Below are 24142 nucleotides of genomic sequence, written 5' to 3' on the forward strand. Positions count from 1 at the left end.
AATAGGATATTTAAATACATGAAGTTATACATCCACAAGCATACTTGATACAAGCGGCTATCTAAACTAAAAATTTCCACCACCCCATAACATCGAAGACTGAAATAAATATTATACTAATTTCTTAATATTATAGCATATTAAATAGCAGCTGAAACTTTTTGTTTTTGCTCATCCTAAGTGAAATAAAGCCGTCAACAGGGTCTACTCTTTTGTCATCTTTTCCTTCTTCACGAATCATAACAGATTTGTTTGATTGGAAAACAAATATATTCTCAGTATGACATGTTACTTCCATTTGATTTACCTGCATCTTGTCCCATGAAATACTTATCTCAAAGCCACCTCGAACACGAACGCCCTTTAATGACCCTCTTAACCAAGTGGAAGGAAGTGCTGGTAATAATTCAACATATCCTTTGTGTGATTGGATAATCATCTCTGCCACACCGGCTGTATACCCAATTGAACTATATAACTTTATATTTTTAGGCAATGTCATACGAACTTTACATAATATATTAGTTACGCCTTTTTTTATTGCAAAATCTTCTAAAGACCATAATATTTTTTTGGTAATACCAAGACCTTGTTTTCCGGAATTACCGATAGTCTATAAAAATATAAACCCTATTCTTTTAATTGAAAACGAACCATTCCAACTGGCTGATTATCAATATAACTAATTAAACCTTGCTCACCGTTTTGTAAGGCAATAAAGACAGACTGGACAGTCTCCTCCAAAGAGCTTGAAGTTGGTACTTCGTCTTTATATTCCATAAATGCCTTAATCATTATGTCATGTATAATCAGTGCATCCGATACTTCTGCAAATTTTACCTCCAAGTTATGTCCCTCCTCGTTATTTATAAATATATAATTAAATGTATTTTTAATCAATGGAGAGAGGTAGCTTTACTACCTAAAAATTTCCCTCTGATATTCAGGAATATGGCCCGTTTGTTGAAAAAGAAAATACCCCCAAATTTCAGAAAAACACCTTAGTTTTGTGCAAATGTAAATGAGTTTTCTCTATGTTTTTCCAATTTTGGTTCTTTTATAATAATCGTGAAGCTTCAATGAATGATAAAAGGAGGCAATAAGGGGATGGCTGGAGAAAACAATCCGCTTTTATTAACAGATGAGCAGATGAGAAGGTTTATTACAGATGGCTTTCTCGTTTTGAAAACCGATTTTCCCAAGGAATTCCATGAAAGGTTAAATGAACAGCTATTGAAAGTTTACGAGGAAGAGGGCAATCCTGGAAATAATTTATTACCAAGAGTAACAGAGCTCCAAAGAGTATTTGAACATCCGGTTATTACGGGAGCACTGACAAGTGTCCTGGGACCTGATTATATGCTGCATGCCCATCGACATGGTCATTATAATGCTTCATCAGTGCCAGGAGATTGGCATAAGGACAGCTATTGGGGCTATAACCGCATGCGGAACCATCATCCGTGGTGGGCAATGATTATGTATTTTCCACAGGATACACCAGCGGAATTGGGGCCTACTGGGATCCTGCCTGGTACACAAAATTACGACTCCCGCGTCTTTGAGTCTGATGAATTGGCTCAAGAGATATTAGCATGTGGAGAAGCAGGTACATTTGCTTTAATTCACTATGATATATGGCATCGTGCCACACCAAATACACTTGGAAACCCGAGATTTATGCTTAAGTTTGAGTTTATGCGTACAAAATCTCCGGCTAAGCCAAGCTGGAACAATGTTGAAAGTGCATGGCGCCTTCCTGAATCGACAAGCACGTTATTTGCTCAGCATGACGTGATGTGGGAAGAAACCTGGAACTGGTTATCAGGAAAAATTGGCAGCATGGCATCGACTGCAACATGCTCGTTAAATAATATCGAAAATAACCTAAGTTCGCTAGCAGATGAATATGAACCAGTAGCATTGAATGCTGTTTATGAGCTTGCATGCTGTGGAAAAGATGGTGTCCAAAACCTATTATCAGCTCTGTATCATGAAAATAGCCATGTGTCGCGGCTTGCTGCTTACGGGTTATCGATTGCAGGGAAAGAGGCAATTCCAGGTTTAATTCAAGCATTGGATCATAGTAAAACCTCGACAGTGATGCACGCTATTTTTGCTCTTAGTGAACATAGACATCTGGCTGCTGAAGCTGTTCCTACTTTAAAGGGATTATTAGAAAATGCTTCAGTAATCGTTCGTAGATCGATTGCAGAGGCACTTGGAATGATTGGGAGTCCTGCTGATGAAGCTGTCGAAGGATTGATCGGTTGCTTACAAGACGAGGATGCACAAGTTCGTTTTATGGCAGGCCTTTCGTTATCCAGAATCGGTGCATCAGCAGACCTGGCCGTTCCTCAATTGGAAATCGCCTTGCAGGATGAAAACCGATATGTGCGGGCTCATGCAGCAGAAGCTCTTCGTTATATTGGAACAGAACAAGCAAACAAAGCATTAATTACGTTTTTGTTTAATTCCAGATGGTGTCCGACTACGACACCTGCAAATACGTTTTATCCATAAACCTACTTCGGATTTACCCCCATCTTAACAGACAGTAAAACCCCCACTTCAAGATTCAAGAGAAGCAAAGAAAATAAGTGGGGGTATCTGCCTGTAAAGATCCGACGTGGGATTGTTGTCCAAGTCAGGCGAGACATAAGGCCGTGGCGGTTTAAGCGTGATAAGTCTCAGCACAACCATCATCGGAGGATGGCCGACTAACTTTGTCAAGTCCTGTGGCAAAGTCGGCACTTGTTCAACCTGTACTTCGAGACCCCCCACTGATGGAAGTCTCACTTTATCCGTGATTTTACTGATAATTCACGAAATGAAGTTGGAGAAAGTCCTGTAAGTTCTTTAAAGGCTCTAGAAAAATAGGAAAGCTCCATGCCTACTGAATCAGAAATTGACGAGACAGTTTGTTCACTAACGGCAAGTAACTCTTTTGCTTTTTCAATTTTTCGGCGGTTTATGTATTGAATCGGCGAGAAGCAAGTGAAATTTTTAAAAACGGAAATAAAATAATTTGGATGGAAATTAGCTATTTGTGCAAGAGCTTCTACAGACAAATTTCCATCCAAATGCTCTTCGATATAGGTTAAAATGGCATCCATTTTATCAAACGAAGGGGATGCATTCATTTTAAAATGAATGGTTTGACTATTCTCAATGAATACGGCAATGATTTCGAGAAGGATTGAATGAACACGGAAGGTGCTAGAAAGACGATCACTATGCATGTTCGTAATAAGCTGCTGGAATTTTTCTTCTAGTTCAAATTCATCCGGCCGAATAAAAACAGGCGTCTTCATTAGCTGAAACAAATGAAAATCACCGATTTTAGCTGTGAAATGGCACCAATATTTTCCGAATGTATTGTCGTTTATCGTTCCATATGATTGAACTGAGCCTGAAGGCAGTAAATAAAGCTCACCAGCTTTAGGATAAAACGTCTCGTTATTCACTTTGACGTAACCTTCACCTTCCATAATATAATAAAACTTATTAAAATCAGTTGTATAATTTTCATCACGCCAAGATTTGGGGACTTTTGTATAAGCCGCAATAGATACATCCAATTGTACATTTGCAAGATTTTTCCCAAAAAATGTTCCTGCCTGATTCTCCATCTGATTCTACCACTCTCTTTCTATTATTCTTACATAAATAGAAAAAAACCGAATAATGAACTAGATACGACAATAAACATCGACTTTTTTCAAATAGTTGAAGTAAAATCCATTTCATAGAAGGGTCCGGATAGCCAAATAACAATTTCCTTTTTAAATTAATATCTACATTATTTTACCATTTCTTATATTCAAAGAATCTATTGTTAGTAAAAAAATACTTCTCTTCTAGTTAACTTTCCTCCTTCTATAAAAAAGGAAATGGACTGATGAAACAATCCATCATTGCTCATGTAGAATGACAATAAAGTTATTTAATTTTAAAACCTCAAACACGCATAACCCTGTTGTAGCTTTGGAATAATGTTTGATCAATTTGATACTAATAACCTTGATAAACGAACAAAAAGAAAGAGCGTGTTTTGAAAAAAAGTTTGATCAAAACACGCTCTTAAAATATTCAATTGAATCATTCTTATATCCATTTCTGTGATGCTTCTTCAATTAAAGTGCCCTTTTCTTGAACAACCATACTATTAGTTGGAAATTTTTATTGATAATTTTTTATACCGTTTTCAAATGCCCTATTATCGTTATTTACTAAACCGTGCAATGCCTCTTGTAAAGCAAAGGTACTCTTAAAAAATTTAACACGCTTAGATATTTCTGCACCATTTGGATAAAGATCTATACACTTGTTGAAGAAATCCTCACCGTAACTTGATAATATTCCTGCAAAATCATATGCTGGATTACCAATACCAGAACCACCAAAGTCTGTTCTCTGAGCATAACGGCCTCCTTGTCGTTCATGGAATCATGTAGGAATCGAGCTTATCTTACTGAAAAGGGGGGATTCCGTCAACAAGACAAACCAAAAAAACGCAATGAACAAACGGACCGTCACATAGCCATATTACTTGGCTGTTAGGACAGCCCTGTTTTCTTATATCAATTCCCCCAACAGTTACTCCCCTGTCCAGCATGTTCTCCGGATCTCGGAAGGCGTACAGCCCGTTTGCCGCTTGACCAGACGCGCAAAATGAAAGGTGGTCTTAAAGCCGCAACGTTCAGCGATTTCCGCAATGGTGAGCCCTGTATGGGACAGTAGCTCAACAGCCTTCAAAACCCGGTAATGCCACACATATTTAATCGGAGTCGTGTTCTCGTGCATACGGTACAAACGGACCAAATGCTCCGGCGAAACGCCGGAGCTGTCTGCGATTTGTTGTAAATTGAGGTCCTGCGCATAATTCTGATGGATGACCTGCTTGGCCAGCTTCACGGACTGATGCAGCTCTTGCTGCTTGCTGAGGCTGAGCTTTGACTTGCACAGCTGTAGGGCCGCATACCCTAAGCTGCGCATAACTTCACTCTCAGCGGCATGTTCGGCTTGCAGGATCAGCATCAAGTCCGTGATCCGGTTGATTTCTTCGGGAATCGGCATGATGTACGGAAGCTCCTTCAAATCGCCGCTCGCCGAGGAAGGCCATTCCCCACAATGAACGGAGATCCAGCGGTGCCAAGTCTCCTGCTTTTCCGCGAAAACGAACATCTCATGATGGCCGGGAGCCAGCAGAATCGCATGGCCGGCCTTGATGGCGTAGGACTTGCCGTCAACGGCAACTTTCATCTCGCCCGTATGCAGCAATACGAGCTGCAGGTCCGGTTGGATGCGTGGGCCGCAGCAACCGCCGGGTGGATAAATAACCGTCCCGGCATGTGCGGCACCTATTTGATGAAATGACGGTACCTGCTCACCCGACAACATAGCTGATCCCTCCTTTACTCTTCTAGATTAGCTTGCTGCCATAATTGTTCAATCATTCGCTTGAAAAGTAAAGCTTGCTGCCAACGGTCAGAGATTTCGATCTCGCGACCGCTTCCATCCCGTCGTGTAATCGCGTAGTACTTTGGAGGCCCAAGCTCGGTGCAGAACGGGAACACATCCCCCGACTTTGCTTGACGCAGCCAGCTCTTCATCCCCTTCCGCCACCAGCGGGCGAAGTGGGACACCATTGGATGCTCGCCGTTCTCGCCTATATCGATCTGCACTTGCTCACCGTTGGATACGCGGGCATGCATCCCCGCACTGCGCGCCAGCAGCCGTTCAAATAGAGCCTCTGTCTTCGCGCATGTGCCGTTCAATTCGCCGGCTACGACGTAGTGAGACAAGTCGATCATCAACTGCAGCTGCGGCAAAGCCTCTACATAGTTCGCCGTGCGGATTAAATCCTGCGTTATGGTCCCGCGATGCGTCTCAATGAAATTCGGGATGCCGGCTTCCTTTGACACCTGAAGCAATTCTTCCAGTAACCGGATGGCCTCCTGATCAATGACGAAGGGTTCCATAACCTGTGTATTGATATACTGCACACGGCCGAATTGTTTAGCCAATCGGATTGATTCTACCATATTCTCCAGCTTCCTGGGGAACGCTAGTGTGCTAAAGCTCAACCGATAGTGATCGAGCAGCCGATGCCACTTATCCATCTCTTCCTGAGCAGGTAAAAAGCCGCAGATGCCTTTGAACCCCGCTTCAGCGATCTTTTCAAACTTCTGCTCAAGCGTCCATTCTTTCCCATTCTCGCCTAACCCACCCATGGCCCACCATGATTGCTGGAGTTCAAGCCTCGGCGGGTTTGCAGTACCGTCTGTTATCCGATTCCACTCCATAATCCTTGCCTCCTCTAGTAAAGCGGATATTTGACTCTCAAATCCTCACGCTGCGTCACAAAGGAATCCTCACGGATGTAGTGACACACATAGGAACGGCGCCAGCGGTTTTGGCTGCGGTTCTTATTGGAAGAATGAATCAACAGTTCGCTGAAGAACAGGATATCTCCCTTTTCCATTTCAACAGGAATTTGTTTGGATAGATCTGTGCCTTCTGTCTCTTCCGTCCATGATTCGTGCTCTTCCAGATTTTTGACGGCGCCGTGAGGGAGCAGCCCGAGCTTATGCGTTCCTGGGATGACCCATAAGCATCCGTTCTCGATATCGATGTTCTCTTCCATCGCGATCCAGGCAGCAATCATCGTCATCGGATCATTTTTGATATAGTAATAGTCTTGATGAGCAGCTTGTCCCGGCGATCCCGGTTCTTTGTAGAAATACATACTCTGCACGCAGTTCGCTTCTTTGCCCATCAACTGTGCAAGGACGCCGCGGATGATCGGGAGCTTCATCAGTTGTCGGGAGAAGCTGTCGTGTTTGTGCGGGTTGAACAGGCGAAGAGAGTATTTTTTACTTTCCTCGCATGCTGCCCATGCCGGTACCTCGGATTGATTGCGAATATCGTAGATGTGTCCATTGAACGCATCGATCAGATCGCTGCTGCAGCCTTTTTTGATGAGGAGGTAGCCGTCTCTCTCAAATTGTTTATATTGCTCATCCTTTATAGGCGACAAGCGGTTTTCCTTCGTTGTAATCATGCCGGTATTCCCCTTTCCAATGTGAGATTATTGAAATTTATTTACTTCAAGCATACTTCACCTGCTGTCGTTCAACAATGGATGAAATTATCACATTTGTATCTATAATTGATATTTGCTTTTCAAAGATGATCGTATGGAAAGATTCAGGTTCCAGTGTAAAAGAATACGATTGATGGTTGAATTCGCAGCGACGATGACGGTTTGGCCATTCGGATTGAGGAACGCTACGGCGTTCGACGACCAGTTGCCCGGCAGCCCGATCCGCACAGCAACCGACTGAACTGCATGCGCAAAGTACTTCATGACGTAAAACTCCGGAGTCCAGATGATTTCCCGCGTCGCAGGATCAATCGTAATCATGGCATTTTGTTCCCATCCCCATGTGCTCTTCCCTTTGGGTTCAAGCACCCGATTGCTCTTTTTTTCTCAGACACAAATCGATCAATCTGGTGAATTGTGAGGTTCGTTATTTTATTACACTATGTATGCGCTGTCTACAATTTCAGGGCGCTCACAGGTACTTTCCATTATATAGTGTTTACCGCTGTCCGAGGAATCATGGAAGCCATGCATTGCTTCTAAAACATGATACGCTAATTGGCCATTTGCTCGAAATTTTCCTCCTTCGAGAATAGCTGTTGCCATATCGGCAACGCCTAGCCCTCTATAGTTTTGAGAATACCCATAATCTAGAGGTACCTCTCTAAATTCAATTTCGTCACGTTTCCTTATTCGGGCAGGACCGCCAAACGTATTTGGATCTGGAACAAGTAAAGTTCCTTCACTGCCATAAATTTCAATCGGGGGCAGTGATGTACCGCCAAAGGCATCAAAGCTTGTTGTTATATTTCCAATTACGCCAGATGCAAAATCAATCACCCCTGAGATATGAGTAGGGATGGAGACTTTAATTTTAGTACCTGCTTTCGGTGTGCTAAGCACTGTCCTTTCATCATAACTAATACGAGTGGAACCAGAAATACGTTTAATCGGACCTAAAAGTGCCACTAAGGCAGTTAAGTAATAAGGTCCCATATCAAACATTGGTCCGCCGCCAGTATCATAATAAAATGCTGGGTCTGGATGCCAATGTTCGTGCCCGCGGCAAATCATGAAGGCAGATGCACCAATCGGTATACCAATTTCACCTTGTTCAATTAAATGGATCGCCGTTTGAATACCTGCACCTAAGAAGGTGTCAGGTGCACTTCCAACAAGAAGATTGTTCTTCTTAGCTGTTTCTAAAATTTGTTTTCCTTCCTCGCGTGTGACAGCGAGTGGTTTTTCCGTATAGACATGCTTGCCTGCTTCAAGTGCCTGGATGCAAACAGAGGCGTGTGCTTTTGGAATAGTTAAATTAATAACTAGCTCTATCGTTGGGTCAGAAAGCAGCTCTTCTACCGAACAAGCCTTAGGAACACCGAACTTTTCAGCTTGTAACTGTGCTCGCTGTACATCTAAGTCCGCACAGGCAATTAGCTCGAGGTGAGGGAACTTCTGACAATTTTCCATATAAATAGAACTAATATTACCACAACCAATGATACCGATTTTGAGTTGTTTCATCATGGAACCTCCCGTTTATTAATACCGAATAGCTGCGACTTCCGCTTTGCCTATTGACTGTCTCCCATGCCAGTGTAGGTTCGGATATTACCATAAATAGTTTCTACCTCTAATTCTTTGGCGCGTTGCTTTCCTTCAGCAGCCCATAGAAATCCGCGGCGCATAATCAGCGAGACTTCGGGCATGGAGATGATATTAGCTTGATGGCCTAATGAACTATAAAACACATTTCCCAGCCCCCAGCGTTTGGTCCAGACAACAGGCATATCAACCGCTTTATTAGCAGCATGTGGTCCGTGAAAAACTGGGAAGCGAGTAGTAGCTAACACTTCAACGGCAGGATCGTAATGAAGGTAATATTGCTCACTTACAACTTTAAAATCAGACAGACCCTCTAATATTGGACTTGAGGTATGCTTGATGTTGACCATGTATTCCACACCATCATTACCAGGATGGGCAACCCAATTACCGCCGGTCATAAATTGCCAGTCCACATTATTTCGGAAGGAATCACACATCCCACCATGACACCCTGCTAAACCAACACCTTCTGAAACTGCTTCAGAGATATTTAAGACATACTTTCTTTCAACTTCACCCATTGTCCAGTGGGGAACGATTAAATCCAATTGCTTTAACTTTTCCTTGTCCGCATATGAGTCAAGTGAATTGGAAACCTCTACTTGGAAGTTTTCTTCCTCTAGAATCCCTTTAAAGATTTCTGCTACCTGTTCTGGCTGGTGGCCGTCCCATCCGCCCCAAACGATTAATGCCTTTTTTTGCATCGCTGAAACACTCCTTAGATTTTTTAAATTTAAACGTCAGAAATTCGGATCCATTGGCGCTTTTCAATTGATAAATCAACCGCTTCTAAAACTTCCTGACACTTTACGCCATCACGGAAGTTTGGAACTTGCTGTCGATTTTCCCGGAAAGACTCCATCAGCTCAACAACTTCATGAATAAAGGTATGTTCATAACCGATTGTATGTCCTGGCGGCCACCAGGCTTCGGCAAATGCGTGCGAAGGATCAGTCGCTAAGACGCGCCGGAAGCCTTGGACATCGTTTCTGTCATCAACGAAATAAACTTGCAGTTCATTCATCCGTTCAAAGTCAAAGATAACACTGCCTTTACTACCATTGATTTCAAAAGAATTTGTACAGCGGTGTCCAGCCGCAAAGCGAGTAGCTTCAAAGCTTCCTAGAGCTCCGTTAGCGAATCGAGCTAAAAATAAGGTAGCATCATCGACCGTTACTTCTCCTTTTTCATCCGTATCGCTGCCTTTTGCTGATAGACCAGTCATATGCGAAGGAATTGGTCTAGCTTTAATAAAGGTTTCGTTCATTCCAATGACTTCAGTAATATCCCCAATGAGATAGTGCGCCAAATCGATAAGATGTGCACCGAGATCTCCATGAGAACCTGAACCGGCAATATCCTTCTCAAGTCTCCATACACGAGGAAAGTTTGGATCGACAAGCCAATCCTGTAAAAACCAAGCACGGAAATGATAGATATCCCCAAGACTCCCTTCGTCAACAAGCTTTTTAGCTAGCATGACTGCAGGGGCAAAACGATAATTAAACCCAACCATATGCTTAACCCCGGCAGCCTCAACAACACTAAGCATTTCTCTGGAGTCCTCCAATGTAAGCGCTAACGGTTTTTCGCAAAAAACATGTTTGCCAGCTTGTGCAGCAGCAATCGTTATTTCTTTATGGAAGTTACTTGGGGCATTGATATCGATTAAATCAATATCGTCTTTTTCTAAAAGGCTTTTCCAGTCAGTTGTATATTCCTCCCAGCCAAATTGCTTGGCTGCAGTTGTCACACCGTCTAGGTCGCGGCCGCATATAACCTTCATTTCAGGATGAACCGTATTTGAAAAAAAAAGGGAAAGATCCCGGTAAGCATGACTATGTGCTTTACCCATAAATTTATAGCCGACCATTCCAATTCTAAGTTTTTCCATAGCTCTTATCTCCTTTTGAATTTCATCATGATTAGAACAAGAGGGAGTATTAGATAAAAAAACAAATCCCAGGTCATGCCATTGGACACGATTTGTTCCTATTATCGATAAATCTATCATTTATTCGTTTGACACAACAAGAAAAAACTTATATAATCCTAGACAAAATTTACTCTATATTGAGGAATATTCTAAATATGTTAATATACGAATCCAACCATTTTGATCTAATCTCAAACTTTCATACGATGAATTTAAACTTTCCAAGCCATTTCCACCGTTGTTTTGAATTACTATTCCTTGACGATGGGGAAATGGAAGTCATTATTAGTCAAAGATGTTTTCATTTGAAAACTGGACAATTCTTACTAATATTGCCGTATGAAATTCATTCCTTTATTACAAAATCACAATCTCGAGCACAAATTTGTATTTTTTCTCCAGACTATGTTCCAACATTTCAAAGGATGATAGAAAATAGTTCACTTGAAAAGCCATTTTTCAACCTATCTTTGGAAGCAAAAACACTTATTTCTAGAACACTTTTCAAAGATAACTCAAGTCTCCTAGAACAAAAAGCAAGTCTCTATCTATTATTATCAGAGCTAATGGGGCAAACCAGCATAATTAAAGGCAAAAAACAAGAACAAGATTTGCTCCACAAGTTAATAACCTTTATTCAGGAACACTTTACAGAATCTATTTCTTTAAAAAGTATCGCTGGTACATTAGGATATAGTTACAATTATTTATCGAAGTATTTTAATGATAATATTAGAATGTCTTTTGCGGATTTTTTAAATGAAACTAGGGTAAACTATGCTTGTTATCTACTAAGATATACAGAAAAAAATATTACTGAAATTGCTTATCTTTGTGGTTACGAAAACATACGTTCATTCAATCGCAACTTTGTAAAAATAAAATTATGTACACCAAAAGAATACCGAGAAAAGCAGTCCCAGCCTTTTATTGATTTGTATCCTGTCAATGAAATTACTTAACCTTATAAGATGTCTAGTCCAAAAAAGCTGACTTTTATTATAGAGTCAGCTTTTTTCTATTAAAAATTAATAATAAAATTAAATCCCATCTACCGATGGTAACTGTTTGAAATACAAATTTAATGTGCATTTTTTCTAAATTCGCTTGGTGTTACAGATATAGCTTGTTTGAAGATTTTGCAGAAGTACATAGACGAATTAAAACCGCAGGCAGTTCCTACTTCTAAAATGGATAAATTGGTAGTTATTAGCATATTACAGGCGTTTTGTATTTTAATATTATTTATGTATTGTGAGATCGTAAGGCCGGTAGCTTTTTTAAAGATACGACATAAATGAAATTTTGAAATGTAAAACGTTTCTGCTATTTCTTCTATGTTGTTTATTTTATTAAATTTTTGATTTATATAGGATAATATAGGTTCAAAGTTCGCGTAAGCTGAAGGTATAGGCTCTGATCTTGGGGAACTGATGTTGTCATTTAATATAGTTAATATATCTGCCAAATAAATAAAAATACGATTATTAGAGTCAGTTAGATTTTCTTTTTCTAATAAAAGCATGAGTTTTTTTACTTTTGGAAAGATCTCTTCGTTAAGAGAGATAATCTCATTTTAAAACAACGTAATAATGAGTTGACTGAACGTTCTGTAAAAAATAAACTCAAAAAACGCTCTGTAAAATAGATACATGTCCTTTCGCAACCATGCGTTCTGTGGCTTTTGTGAAATATATTGGGCTTAAATAATACAACATCATATTTAGTAACATCAAATATGGAATTATTTATCAAAATATTATGAGAGCCTTGTTCGAGAAAATATACTACCGTTAACGAATTGAAATATCATTAAAATTATCTTGGATATATTGAAGAATAAAAGAGAAGAATGTGAAACCTAATCCTTGACCTGTTAATTCTGGTTTCATTCCAATCCCTATATCAATTAGTTCATCAGTATAGGCACCAAATTGACCACCAATAGGTACTTTTGCAGAGTTTCCAAAGCAAAAAAAGCCAACTAATCTATCTTTATGATCAAGCACTACGTAATAGGGGTTTTCTAACATTTCCTTTATAGAATCAGAATTCAATTCATTGTTATAAAAGTCATAGGGTGTCTGGTATTTCCAATTTAATATTTGTACAGCAAAATCCTCGCTCATTTTTCTAATAAATAATTGCATCTAATCCCTACAATACAGTAAATTATTTAATTATCTCTAGTTCACCACTACAATGGAGCTTCTATCAGCTGGTTTTGTAAAATATTAATTAGCTAAAATTGGAGTACAGAATATTATTAAAATTCAACATAAAAAGGTTGGAATTTTTCATTTAAACTATACTCAATTCTTTGCTTGAAATTTTTCCAAGTTACCATTTCTAATGCTTTCTCAATAGGAAAGAAACCGACTTCCAAGGCTTCTGATATCGTGGTTAATTCTCCTCCGATTGGTCTTCCTAAAAATAATGTATTACATATAGAATCACTGACATTTTGAAAAACACCACAAAATTTTGTAACTTCAATATCTAATCCGCATTCTTCCTTTGTTTCCCTAACTGCTGCATCCTTTAAGGATTCACCTTCTTCAACTTGTCCACCAGGCATCTCCCATCCTCTTCGAGGTTCTTTAATTAACAAAATTTCGTTATGGTCATTTAATAAAATAGCTGCTGCTGATACAATATGTTTTGGTGGTGCCATACCTTAACCCCCATTCTTAAATTTAATTAAAAACAGATTTAGCTATTTAAAAGCTAAAATAGTAAATTCCCATGGTATATTTTCATTGTTCCAACCACGATGCTCATCAAATTTCTTTAATTTGAAACCAGATGTGATTACAGAATTTATTATCTCACTAAGTGTATATAATCTTATAGACACATCAGGAAAGTCCTCTTGTTCATGCTCATCAAAAAAATGCTTATACGCTAAGTCTCCATTTTGTAATTCCTTGTCAAAATAACCTTGTTGGATTTGATATTGGATTTCAGCATTAGGACCTTTAACTATACATCTTCTTAAGGGATGAAAATCACTTAGAATCATTTCCCCACCATCTTTTAGTAATGAAAACAGAATAAACATGAATTTATCAATATCATTAAAATAGTGCAATATGCCACCTTCTAAATAAAGCATGTCAAAATGACTTCTATACTTTTTTAAGTCAATATCATAAATATCAGTGACAATATAATTAATAGAGGTATTTGCATATTCTGCTAATTCTAAGGCATATTTTTGGTTTTCTGCTGAAATATCAAATACTGTTACTTCAGCACCTAATAATGCTAATGGTACTGCTTTTCTGCCATTTGAACCGCAAATGTTTGCAATCTTCTTTCCTACAATATTTTCAAAGTATTGTTTGTGCTTTTTAAGACATGCTCTAGGGTTTTCTAATAAATGAATAGCCAAATCCTTTGGATTACCGTTACTTTTGTTCCAAAATTCATATGCTCGATATTCCCAAGCCTTTTTATTTTTTATGCTTTGTTCATTCATCTTCAGTAAGACTCCCCCTAAATAGAACTCTGATAAGCTTTTAATATTCGTTATGGTATTAGATTATCCTGCACCTAAAATGAAAATGACGCTTATCCTTGTTCCAGGATAGCGCCCTTATATGGAGGAAGATTCGCGTTAAATTTTCTTCCATTCGTGTTCCAAAAGACTATATAGCAAAGAGTCCCGCCAACCATCTTTTATTAACAAATCTTCACGTATTCTTCCTTCTTTTGTCATTCCGACTTTTTCCAAAACTTTTGATGAGCCAATGTTTCTAGGATCACAAGTAGCATATATACGATGAAGTTTAAGTTCTTCAAAACCAAAATCAATCAATAACATAGCAACATCGGTGGCTATCCCTATTCCCCAATAGCTCGGATTGACAATATAGGCAATCTCTCCAACCTTGTTAGTTAAGTCCCTAATGTTTAGCTCACCAGCTCCAATCATATAAGCATTATAAACGATTGCAAAAACAAACCTTGTTCTTAGTTCTTGGTTTGCGTCTTCAATCACTTGATTAACAAATCCTTTTGAATCTTCCTCTGTATTAGGTCCCCAAGGTTGATATTGACAAACTATATCTTGTGATGCGTATTTATGAACATCAATCCAATCATGTTCCATCATTTCTCTCAGAAAAACTCTTTTACTTGATAAAGAGTCATTTATTGCTCCCAATTAATTCACCCCTATCAATTCTCCATAAAACAGCCACTTGTTACAAATTAAACAAATAGAGGCGTAACCTCTTAGATCAACGCCCCCTTTACTTGAATAAGATTTGTTAAAACGAGATACAAAAAGGATGTTCTTCCTCATCTAATATTTTGATAATTCTTTCTCTAAAGTTTGACCATTTAACCATTTGCAAGGCTTCTTCGACGGAAAAGAAACCCACCTCTAAACTTTCACTACTGGTTTGTAATTTTCCTCCTATTGCTTTTCCTTGCCAACAAGTCGCACAAACACTTGATTTTAAATTTTGATAAATACCACAGAACTTGGTTATCTCTATATCTATCCCTGTTTCTTCTTTGACTTCTCTAACAACTCCATCTTGAATGGTTTCCCCTACCTCAATTATTCCACCTGGAAATTCCCATCCCCTACGAGGACCTCTAATAAGTAAGATTTTTCCTTCATCATTTAAGACAACTGCCCCAGCAGAAAGAGAGTGTTTAGGACCAGACATTTTACCATACCACCTTTTTTATTTTTTTTTCTTTTGTCCCTAATAACCTCAAATTCTTGTATTGCTCTTTTAACAACCCTTCCCTTTTCTTACATAACTTTCAAATTCAAGACGCACCATGTATTTTCCTTCCATACTCCAGAAAAGGGTCCTTAATATAAGATAGAGCACAATTCTTGCTGCAGAATTGCGCCCTATTGCTGAATAAAGCACTTTATTTTTTCAATTCCTTTGAAAAATTAATTGGGGCTGTACTTTTATCAGATACATCAATTAAAGCTAGTTCTTTTATCTGAGCAAACAAAGTTTTATTTCTTTTGGAGCAGTAATTAAATGCTTCAGATAATTCTTCAAGCGATAACCTATTCGCAATTGTGCAATGTGGTATCCAGCGATCAGGTAAGTATAATGAATTTGGATCATCATTAAACTGTTCGAACTCTTTATGATGGTTAAAATGAAGATCAAACAAGTCCTTAGTAACAGTAGGTGAGAAGAACAATGTCCCTGAATTCATAAATGAACCGATTGAATTAAAAGTGATGTCAATAGTTAGCTTATCTTTATAAAAAACATCCATTTGTTGTACATACTCAGCTATGTTTATACTATTATAACTGGCTAAAGTAATATGTGGTTTTCTATTTTCCACCTCATATGCATAATAGGAAATAGAAAGTTCCTTTAAATCCTTCCAAATATCTTTTATTATCTGCTCCGTCTTTTCATCAAAGATAGCTATTATTCCATACATAGTTTGACCACCTTATTGACTAATCTGCTTCTTACTTCAATAAGAAAGGCTATTCTCTTTAAAAGTCATTTTACTGAATAAAGAATACACACAAAGAAGTTATTAAACTTCTAACTTATTATAAATTTCGAGCAATATTGACTATTTTTTGAGTAACAAACTGAATTTCATCATTGTCTTTTATTAAAAACAAATGATCTGCTTCTCCTTCTTTTGGTGCTTTTACATCCCCTATATGAGACTCAGACTGTTGTCTTGCTAACACTTCCTTAAAAGTAGAAGTACTTCTAAATATAGTTGTACTACGCTGACTTTTTGCAACTCTCGCCTGAAGAACATGGTCTGGAATATCAAAATTAACTAGGATGTTGATAAATCCTTTATTATGAAATTGTTCAAGAAGATCTGAGCGACCTTTTTGATTGCGATTTGAGTTGCAAAGAATAAGATGAAAATTAGTTTGATTAACTGCATAATCAACAAGTGTTTGAGTGATAGCATATTTCAAAGTATTAGGTCCTTCTTTAGGCAGTAAGGATTTGTAATATGTATTTATAAATTCAGCATGGTTATCTTGGTCAATTACAAGTGAATAGTGTAACTGGAGTTCTAAAGCTTTAGCAAATGTAGTTTTCCCACTATGGGTTTTTCCGACTGTAATAATCACTAACCTTTTCATATATGCAACTCCATTCTGGAAAATTCAGGGCATTTAATCGAACAAGCCATTTTTGTTAATTTAGGAGAGATTATCCAACCACTGTTCATTCCACTGAAAATATACTTCTCTATTTCCCTTTTGGAAGAATAAAGATTTTGGGTATGGTACAGCTAATTCAGGCATATCCTCTGGACTAAAATAACGTAATTCAGCAGTTTCGCTATCTTTTGGGTTTAGATCACCACTTTTGATTTCACAATCAAAAACATAGGCATTATATTCTACTTTATGACCATTTGGATATTCATAACGAAAATCTTTACCACCAAATACCCCTAATAATTTCTTAGGAATAACAATGAGTCCTGTCTCTTCCCAGATTTCAGGAACAACTGCTTCTGCAGGTGCTTCCCCAACTTCAATTGCTCCAGCTGGAAGACTCCACATCTCTCCATTCCCTTTATTCTGAAATAAAATCTCTCCCCTTTCATTACGAACAATTCCTGCAACACTTGGCATAAATATTAATTCATTTCCTACCTTTTCTCGAAGATTTTTATAATAATCAGACATCCCTCTTAAACACACCCCTTATTTTATTTCTAATGTTAATTCTCTTTTAAATTTAAAAAATCCTTTAGTTTGTTATTCAACAATATGGCCCGATTGTTGAACAAAAGTTAAATAACACTCTTCAACTAACCTCCCTTTAGTTTAAGCGAAATTTTTCACAATCTATCTTGATAAGTATTCTAATTCCACCTGATTTCTTCAATAATATTGCCGTATGTCAATAATGCCTCCCTCCGTTTATATCACTCTATTTCAATACACAAAAAGGCTCTAGGGATCATTCCTTAGAGCCAATTCTTTAAGAACTATAGAAACTTATTTAACAGCTTCTTTTAGTTCCTTGCCTGGTTTAAAAGCTGGAATTTTAGAAGCAGAAATCTGAATTTCTTCACCAGTTTGTGGGTTACGACCTGTTCGAGCAGCAGGTGCTCCTTTTTTGACGAGTTTCTTCTATTATATATGTTTATTTTTGTGCTACCTCTTCATACTCCTTCATCCATCAATTGTTTGGTCTTGCAGCATAAAAGATGATTCCACTAGGAATATATACGCTTTATTCTCTTTTATTTTAATTTTGCACCAGAATCAGTTGCTTCACATTTTTGAGGTTTTCATACTGAACGTTCTGACTCTCTGAATTCTCGAGGAGTTTGTCCAGTTAGTTTACGAAACATTCTTGAGAAATAATGAATGGATGAAAAGTGATTTTTTTCTGCAATTTCTGTAATGGTTAATTTAGTAAACCGTAAATCATCCTTCGCTCGGCTGATCCGAAAGTGATTAATATATTGCATAGGAGATAGACCCGTTGCTTTTTTAAACAGTTCAAAAAAATATCCTCTACTAACCTGTAGCTTTTTACAGTAATTTTCCAACGGCTCCAAGCTGTCTTGCATAAGATCCTGCTCTATTTGGCCAAGTAGTTTGTAAATACGTGGGTCTGGAATATTTTCTTCATTCAAGACGTAGTTTAAAAAATACTCGATAAAAAGCTGAAAATGACTTTGAATCTTCATACTCCTTATAAAGGTCCGCTCATTTGTATATTCGTTAGATGTATAAAAGCTTTCGAATAATTCTATCCAAAACCGAAGAGTTTCTACTTTTGAATGTTCTGGGATAGGAAAAGGAAAGTTTGGTCCAATTAGAGATGTATGTAGTTGTGAAAAATCATAGCAAATGGTATTCGCGGTCTCGAATACTTGCTTGCGTTTGGTGTAACACCAGTCAAAATAACAACAAATATGAACCATAGGATCTTGTTCGTCCGCAATCCATTCATGAGGCTGCCCTGCCGGAATATAGACAAGGGATCCAGGGATAGATTTGTGTGTCCGTCCGCAAGTATTGATAATTCCCTTGCCTTCGCTGATCAAATAAATTGAACTAGCATAACAGATCCTTGGAAAGCTGGTCTGTCCTTTGGAAAAATGATATTTGGTCGCATAATAGACATATGGATGAAAACTAGAAATATCCACAATACTCACCTCCAAGACAATTTTTGTAATTCACCTGACTATTGTACAAATTTTCGATTTTTCTGTAAATACATAATGCGATGGATTTGATAAAGTAATGATCATAAAACATCACTAAATATCAAAAAGGAGAGTGTTTACATTGCTAAATTCTGAATATTTGTTGACGGATGAACAAATGATTGAGTTCATTTCGAAAGGATTTCTTGTGCTTCAGAACGACCTGCCGGAGCAGCTTCATCAAGATGTTATGAATAAAATTTATTACGTTATGCATGAGGAGGGGAACCCCGGAAATAATATTTTACCTCGGGTTCCAGAAATCCAACAATTATTTGAAACATCGACTGTAAAAGGTGCGTTAACTAGTGTGCTGGGACCGGATTACTACATGCATCCTCATAGGCATTGCCATTATAATCAGCCGGGGAATCAGACTCCTGGCGGTGGACAATGGCACAAAGACGGATATTGGTCGTCCATGCGGAGTCACCGGCCATGGTGGGCAATGATTTTCTATTACACGCATGATATTACTGAAGATTTAGGACCAACCGCCATTATGCCGGGTACCCAATATTACGAAAAGTTTCTTGGAGATAAAGGAGAGACGCTTCTTCCGACGGGAAAGGCGGGTACGATGGTACTAGTGCACTTCGACCTTTGGCATAAAGCATCTCTTAATGTGTCCAAATTTGATCGTTACATGTTAAAGTTCCAATTTGCGAGGCTCAAAGAACCTGAATATCCGAGTTGGAATCATAAGAGTAAGGATATGGTGGTACCAGAGGATGTTCCTTTCGTGCATAGTAACCTCTGGCAAGACGTATGGGATTGGCTGAGAAGCGAGAAAACGAAAAGCACAGGGATAAAGATGGTAGATGATTCCGATTTATCGCAACTTAAAGCTGAATTAAATGCAGAGGACGCCTTTGTTCGGGGACGTGCAGCAGATCAAATTGGTTTGATGGGTGAGGCGGGAGCTTCACTTGCTTCGGAGCTCGGTCGCTTGCTTAGCGATACAGTGGAAGGAGTAGCTTTAAATGCCGCATATGCTCTAGGGCATATAGGTCAACTCGGAGCTCAAGAGCTTCTCGACCAATTAGCAGTAGGATCAAATTTGATCTCTAAACGCGCAGCTTACGGATTACAGGGAGCAGGTAGCATAGTGATTCCAGGGCTCATCGAGACGCTTCATCACAAAGAAGAAAAAAAGAGAGCTTTAGCCGCATTCGTTCTAGGTATGCTTGGGTCACATGCAAGAGAAGCTGTACCTACATTAATCAAATCTTTAAAAGATGAAAGTCAATTGGTCCGTCGTAATATTATCGAATCTCTTGGGATGATTGTGCATCCTGCCGATCATATTGTACCCGAATTGGTGAAAGCTTTGGAAGAATCAGTACTAGAGGAATCATCGAATTCTGCAAAATCGCGCGAATTAAATGACATAAATCAACCATACATTATCAACAAAATTGGATACACCGCAGCCCTTTCACTGTTACGCACTGGAAAGGAAGACTCTGCGAACATCGTAGTACAGTCGCTGGAGAGAGCTTTGAATAGCAAAGACCGTTATATTCGAGCGTATGTTGCTGAGGCATTATCCCATCTTCGTACAGAAGATTCCATAGATGTTTTAATAAGATTTTGCCGTTCATCCAGATGGTGCGCGGATACACATAAAGCCAGCACTTTCTAATCTAATGCCTACTAACAATGCTCCTTTAAATTTTAAATCAGCTTTGATAGTTTTTGAAAAATTTATGGTTCTGGTGCAAAAACTTCAAAATATCTGCAAGTAAACTCTTAAACTTGGACATACTGATACTACTAAACTAAATCCTGGAGAGATAAATACCTGTACTTAATGTTGATCCCTTTTATTCTTTGGTATTTAATATTTGCCTACAAGCCGCTGTATGGATTGCTGATTGCCTTTAAAGATTATAGCTTATTTAAAGGGATTTCAGGGAGTCCATGGGTAGGATTTGAAATTTCGAACGTTTCTTTAAAAGTTAATATTTTGTCAGGAATTTAGTTAATACCTTTTTGATCAATTTTTGGGGCTTAATTTTTGCATTCCCTGCGCCAATTATTATTGCCTTATTACTTAATGAAGTTAAGAACATAATGTTTAAAAAAACAGTTCAAACTATTACCTATCTCCAACCTGTTAACCATTTATGAAGAAAACGATAATGATGGATTGATTACGCTTCTGAAGGAATAAGTCGATATCGGAATAAAAAATAATATAAAAGAGGTAATGAGTGAAAATGAAAATTGTTAAAGCAGAACTTTTTATGATTGTATTAAAACCAAAGGTAAAAAGAACAGATGCTATTCAATCCTTTGAAAATCAAGAAACTCCAATTGTGCGTCTAACCACAGAATCCGGTCAATTTGGTGAAGGCTATACATATACAATTGGAACAGGCGGTTCTTCAATTGTAGCCTTACTAAAGGATCACTTATTGCCGAAACTCATTGGACGTGATGCTACCATGATTGAAAGTATATGGCATGACTTATTGATGTCTACACACGCAACGTCTGTAGGGGCAATTACTTCATTAGCGCTAGCAGCAATTGACACTGCATTATGGGACTTGAAGTGCAAAACTATGAATTTACCATTATATAAAGCTGCTGGTGGCTCAAAGGAGAAAATCTGTCTCTATACAACTGAAGGTGGTTGGTTGCATCTGAGTCAGGAAGAGCTGGTCTATGATGCATTAGCAGTAAAAGCGCAGGGCTTTGGTGGTTCTAAGGTTAAAATTGGCTCACTAAACGCTGAACGTGATGTGCAGAGATTAAGTGCTTTACGAGAAGCTGTAGGATCAGACTATATGATTATGACAGACTGTAATCAAGCCTTTACATTAGCAGATGCAAAGCAGCGAGCCAATCTGCTAGAAAAGGTAGTTTTAACCTGGATTGAGGAGCCGTTCTTAGCACATGATGTATCGTCTCATAGAGAATTATGTCAATCTACAACTATACCTGTTGCGGTTGGTGAATCCATTTATTCAATGCAGCATTTTAAAGAGTATTTACAAAGTAATGCAGCTGATATCATTCAAGTGGATGTGGCAAGAATTGGTGGAATTACACCTTGGCTAAAAGTTGCGCATATGACAGAGTGTTTTAACAAAATAGTATGCCCGCACTTCTTAATGGAGCTGCATGTTTCATTATGCTGTGCAATCAATAATAGTAAATGGCTAGAATATATTCCGCAGTTAGATGACATTACAAAATCAAAGGTAACAATTAAAGATGGTTTTGCATACCCACCCCAAACGCCTGGGATAGGAATAGATTGGGATTGGGAAAAAATCAAAACCGAAACAGTTGTTAACGTAACTATTGAATAGTGACTTATACGAGGAAATCAAGATTAATTCATAGTATTAAACGAAACCTCTACTATCAAGATAACTAAGAAAAGCAGCAAAAATAAACCATTTTCCTTTTATTGTAATCTATCTGACGGACTAGAGCAGTAACCCTGTGATTATCCACAAAAATAACACTAAGAAATCGACATGAATAATCGATTTCTTAGTGTTTCTTGTTTAGCCTAATTTATGTTCATTAATGAGTGAAATGCTATCATTTTCATGTTCATGGAGTTCAAAGACAATTAATTCATTTTCACCTTTTTTCAACAGTGGACCAGGTAAGTATAAGGTCTCCTGTGGGCCTATTTCCCAATATCTCCCAAGATTAAATCCATTAATGAATACAACCCCTTTTTTCCAGCCAGGCAACTCAACAAACGTATCCCCAATCTCCTCAACATCAAACTTTCCACGGTAGAAGGTCGGGTGACCATTATGCTTAACGGCGTTTTTCTTAAAGACAAGTTGTTCAATATTATCGAGAGGCAATGTATAAATTGTCCAATCAAATAGGAACTGGTAATGGAATCGAACACCACGGGTAATCCCCTTCTTATCATATAACTCCGGTCCATAATTCACTCGCCCCATATTTTCAACGAGGATTTCCAAAGTGGCCCCTTCTTTAGGAATCTCAATATCAAGCGAATGGTTGTCCCACTGATCAATTAAACCGATATATTGTCTATTAACGAATACAAGTGCTCTATCTTTCACATCCTTAATAGTTAATGGAGTTTTTTCATGTGGTCCATTAATAAAAGTCTGATACAATGTAAATCCGTAATTCTGACCCAATTCCTCCATTGTTTCCGGATTTGCACGGTGAATTGGCTGAGAAATATTTTCTAGTACATCGAATAGACTAATAGATTCTTCCATTTTTACGGAACCATAACTGATTTTCGGTATCGGTGCCGGCAATACAAGTTCACCAATGTCGTGAATTTTAGCAAGCGCCTCTCTGACAGCATAAAATTTTGGAGTAATCTCTCCTGCCTCACTGATTGGACAGTCATAGTCATAGCTGGTAACCGTAGGTAAAAGCTTGCCGTCATAATTCGCACCATTATAGAAACCAAAGTTCGTTCCTCCATGGAACATGTAAAAATTAACTGAATTTCCTTGTTCAATCATTTCTAAAAAGGTTTTAGCTGTTTCATGAGGATCCCGTTTATGATGCTCCTCACCCCAATGGTCAAACCATCCATTCCAATATTCCATAACAATATTAGGGGTATCCGGGAAATGTTCCTGCAATTTTCCAAAAGCCTGTTCTGGCCTCGAACCAAAGTTTACGGTTGCCAAAACATTTTCGACTGTTCCACCCTTTAGCATTAAATCTAATGGACCATCTGATGTGAACAATAGCACATCAATGCCACGTGAAATCATACCGTCTCGCAAATGCCTTAAATATGCCTTGTCATTACCAAAACTTCCATACTCATTTTCTACTTGCATCGCAATTATCGGGCCGCCATTTGTCGATAACAGCGGACGCATTTTTTCTAACAATACATCATAATAACGATCCACTTTTTCTAAAAATGGCTCATAGTATGAACGAACGCGCATATTTCGATCAGCAAGCAGCCAAGCTGGCAAACCGCCAAACTCCCACTCCGCACAAATATAAGGACTTGGGCGGACGATGACATACAAGCCCACTTTTTCAGCAATCCGAATGAATTCTTCAATATCTGCGATTCCTGAAAAGTTAAATTCCCCTTCTTTCGGCTCGTGCAAATTCCATGCCACATATGTCTCTACACAATTAAAGCCACATGCTTTCAGCTTTAGCAACCGATCCTCCCAGTACTCTGGAACGATTCGAAAGTAATGAATTGCTCCAGAAATAAGCTGAAATGGCTCTCCATTCAAATATAAATCTTTTCCTTTTACCGTTAAATTAGACAAATGACT

At 38.3% G+C, this 24142-nt stretch carries 25 protein-coding genes and 1 pseudogene; 4 read left to right on the top strand and 22 right to left on the bottom strand.

Going from position 1 to position 24142, the window contains the following annotated elements; genetic code table 11:
* Positions 1–130: 130 nt before the first annotated feature.
* Both TR08_RS32655 and TR08_RS32660 read right to left on the bottom strand, forming a co-directional pair.
* Positions 131–439 carry a glycoside hydrolase family 95-like protein gene (locus TR08_RS32655; protein ID WP_193747787.1) on the bottom strand — a complete coding sequence of 103 codons (309 nt, stop codon included), beginning with the start codon at positions 437–439 and terminating at the stop codon, positions 131–133.
* Between the two features lie 191 nt (positions 440–630).
* Complete coding sequence (locus TR08_RS32660) at positions 631–846, bottom strand: hypothetical protein (RefSeq protein WP_193747788.1); 216 nt, start codon at positions 844–846, stop codon at positions 631–633.
* Between the two features lie 261 nt (positions 847–1107).
* Here TR08_RS32660 and TR08_RS18685 point away from each other — a divergent pair, with 261 nt between their 5' ends.
* Entirely contained in the window at positions 1108–2523 is a 1416-nt protein-coding gene (locus TR08_RS18685) for a HEAT repeat domain-containing protein (RefSeq protein WP_045520771.1), read from the top strand.
* A gap of 272 nt (positions 2524–2795) precedes the next feature.
* Here the strand turns inward: TR08_RS18685 and TR08_RS18690 are convergent, their stop codons facing one another.
* From TR08_RS18690 to TR08_RS18725, 8 genes are all read right to left on the bottom strand, one after another.
* Positions 2796–3632 carry an AraC family transcriptional regulator gene (locus tag TR08_RS18690; RefSeq protein WP_045520773.1) on the bottom strand — a complete coding sequence of 279 codons (837 nt, stop codon included), beginning with the start codon at positions 3630–3632 and terminating at the stop codon, positions 2796–2798.
* Between the two features lie 967 nt (positions 3633–4599).
* Positions 4600–5403: a helix-turn-helix transcriptional regulator gene (locus TR08_RS18695; RefSeq protein WP_045520774.1), complete on the bottom strand. Its 804-nt coding sequence runs from the start codon at positions 5401–5403 to the stop codon at positions 4600–4602.
* Between the two features lie 14 nt (positions 5404–5417).
* A complete protein-coding gene (locus TR08_RS18700; RefSeq protein WP_045520775.1) occupies positions 5418–6308 on the bottom strand; it encodes a sugar phosphate isomerase/epimerase family protein in 891 nt (296 codons plus the stop codon).
* 14 nt (positions 6309–6322) lie between these two features.
* The gene (locus TR08_RS18705; RefSeq protein ID WP_045520776.1) at positions 6323–7066 is read right to left on the bottom strand and encodes a phytanoyl-CoA dioxygenase family protein; all 744 of its coding nucleotides are present in this window, start codon (positions 7064–7066) and stop codon (positions 6323–6325) included.
* Between the two features lie 102 nt (positions 7067–7168).
* Entirely contained in the window at positions 7169–7429 is a 261-nt protein-coding gene (locus TR08_RS18710; RefSeq protein WP_238579184.1) for a glycoside hydrolase family 30 beta sandwich domain-containing protein, read from the bottom strand.
* Between the two features lie 114 nt (positions 7430–7543).
* Positions 7544–8635, bottom strand: a complete 1092-nt coding sequence (locus tag TR08_RS18715; RefSeq protein WP_193747789.1) for a Gfo/Idh/MocA family protein — start codon at positions 8633–8635, stop codon at positions 7544–7546.
* 50 nt (positions 8636–8685) lie between these two features.
* The gene (locus tag TR08_RS18720) at positions 8686–9423 is read right to left on the bottom strand and encodes a ThuA domain-containing protein (RefSeq protein WP_045520783.1); all 738 of its coding nucleotides are present in this window, start codon (positions 9421–9423) and stop codon (positions 8686–8688) included.
* A 29-nt stretch (positions 9424–9452) separates the two neighbouring features.
* The gene (locus tag TR08_RS18725) at positions 9453–10613 is read right to left on the bottom strand and encodes a Gfo/Idh/MocA family protein (protein ID WP_045520785.1); all 1161 of its coding nucleotides are present in this window, start codon (positions 10611–10613) and stop codon (positions 9453–9455) included.
* A gap of 248 nt (positions 10614–10861) precedes the next feature.
* Here TR08_RS18725 and TR08_RS18730 point away from each other — a divergent pair, with 248 nt between their 5' ends.
* Positions 10862–11617 carry an AraC family transcriptional regulator gene (locus tag TR08_RS18730; protein WP_238579187.1) on the top strand — a complete coding sequence of 252 codons (756 nt, stop codon included), beginning with the start codon at positions 10862–10864 and terminating at the stop codon, positions 11615–11617.
* 119 nt (positions 11618–11736) lie between these two features.
* On the opposite strand, the gene TR08_RS30390 is transcribed toward TR08_RS18730, so the two are convergent.
* From TR08_RS30390 to TR08_RS18780, 11 genes and pseudogenes are all read right to left on the bottom strand, one after another.
* The gene (locus tag TR08_RS30390; RefSeq protein WP_052427526.1) at positions 11737–12180 is read right to left on the bottom strand and encodes a helix-turn-helix transcriptional regulator; all 444 of its coding nucleotides are present in this window, start codon (positions 12178–12180) and stop codon (positions 11737–11739) included.
* Between the two features lie 268 nt (positions 12181–12448).
* Positions 12449–12805 carry a hypothetical protein gene (locus tag TR08_RS18740; protein WP_045520816.1) on the bottom strand — a complete coding sequence of 119 codons (357 nt, stop codon included), beginning with the start codon at positions 12803–12805 and terminating at the stop codon, positions 12449–12451.
* A gap of 116 nt (positions 12806–12921) precedes the next feature.
* Positions 12922–13329, bottom strand: coding sequence for an NUDIX hydrolase (locus tag TR08_RS18745; protein ID WP_045520788.1), 408 nt, complete (start codon positions 13327–13329; stop codon positions 12922–12924).
* A gap of 42 nt (positions 13330–13371) precedes the next feature.
* Positions 13372–14136, bottom strand: coding sequence for a class I SAM-dependent methyltransferase (locus TR08_RS18750; protein WP_045520790.1), 765 nt, complete (start codon positions 14134–14136; stop codon positions 13372–13374).
* Positions 14137–14274: 138 nt separating this feature from the next.
* Entirely contained in the window at positions 14275–14814 is a 540-nt protein-coding gene (locus tag TR08_RS18755) for a GNAT family N-acetyltransferase (protein ID WP_370576357.1), read from the bottom strand.
* 115 nt (positions 14815–14929) lie between these two features.
* On the bottom strand, positions 14930–15337 hold the full coding sequence (locus TR08_RS18760; RefSeq protein WP_045520792.1) for an NUDIX hydrolase: 408 nt from the start codon (positions 15335–15337) through the stop codon (positions 14930–14932).
* A gap of 214 nt (positions 15338–15551) precedes the next feature.
* On the bottom strand, positions 15552–16091 hold the full coding sequence (locus TR08_RS18765; protein ID WP_045520794.1) for a 2'-5' RNA ligase family protein: 540 nt from the start codon (positions 16089–16091) through the stop codon (positions 15552–15554).
* Between the two features lie 118 nt (positions 16092–16209).
* Complete coding sequence (locus tag TR08_RS18770) at positions 16210–16770, bottom strand: ATP-binding protein (protein ID WP_045520796.1); 561 nt, start codon at positions 16768–16770, stop codon at positions 16210–16212.
* A gap of 60 nt (positions 16771–16830) precedes the next feature.
* A complete protein-coding gene (locus tag TR08_RS18775) occupies positions 16831–17325 on the bottom strand; it encodes an NUDIX hydrolase (RefSeq protein WP_081954556.1) in 495 nt (164 codons plus the stop codon).
* A 315-nt stretch (positions 17326–17640) separates the two neighbouring features.
* Positions 17641–17748 (bottom strand): annotated as a pseudogene (locus TR08_RS32075) (HU family DNA-binding protein); the annotation flags it as partial.
* 188 nt (positions 17749–17936) lie between these two features.
* On the bottom strand, positions 17937–18806 hold the full coding sequence (locus tag TR08_RS18780; RefSeq protein ID WP_045520798.1) for a helix-turn-helix domain-containing protein: 870 nt from the start codon (positions 18804–18806) through the stop codon (positions 17937–17939).
* Positions 18807–18939: 133 nt separating this feature from the next.
* Between TR08_RS18780 and TR08_RS18785 the strand changes: the two genes are divergently transcribed.
* Entirely contained in the window at positions 18940–20511 is a 1572-nt protein-coding gene (locus TR08_RS18785) for a HEAT repeat domain-containing protein (RefSeq protein WP_238579185.1), read from the top strand.
* Between the two features lie 577 nt (positions 20512–21088).
* On the top strand, positions 21089–22189 hold the full coding sequence (locus TR08_RS18790) for a mandelate racemase/muconate lactonizing enzyme family protein (RefSeq protein ID WP_045520822.1): 1101 nt from the start codon (positions 21089–21091) through the stop codon (positions 22187–22189).
* 201 nt (positions 22190–22390) lie between these two features.
* On the opposite strand, the gene TR08_RS18795 is transcribed toward TR08_RS18790, so the two are convergent.
* On the bottom strand, positions 22391–24136 hold the full coding sequence (locus tag TR08_RS18795) for a glycoside hydrolase family 35 protein (RefSeq protein ID WP_045520802.1): 1746 nt from the start codon (positions 24134–24136) through the stop codon (positions 22391–22393).
* Between the last annotated feature and the right edge of the window lie 6 nt (positions 24137–24142).

The sequence above is a fragment of the Neobacillus niacini genome, from assembly GCF_000759675.1.
In the GTDB taxonomy this organism is placed as follows: domain Bacteria; phylum Bacillota; class Bacilli; order Bacillales; family Cytobacillaceae; genus Neobacillus; species Neobacillus niacini_A.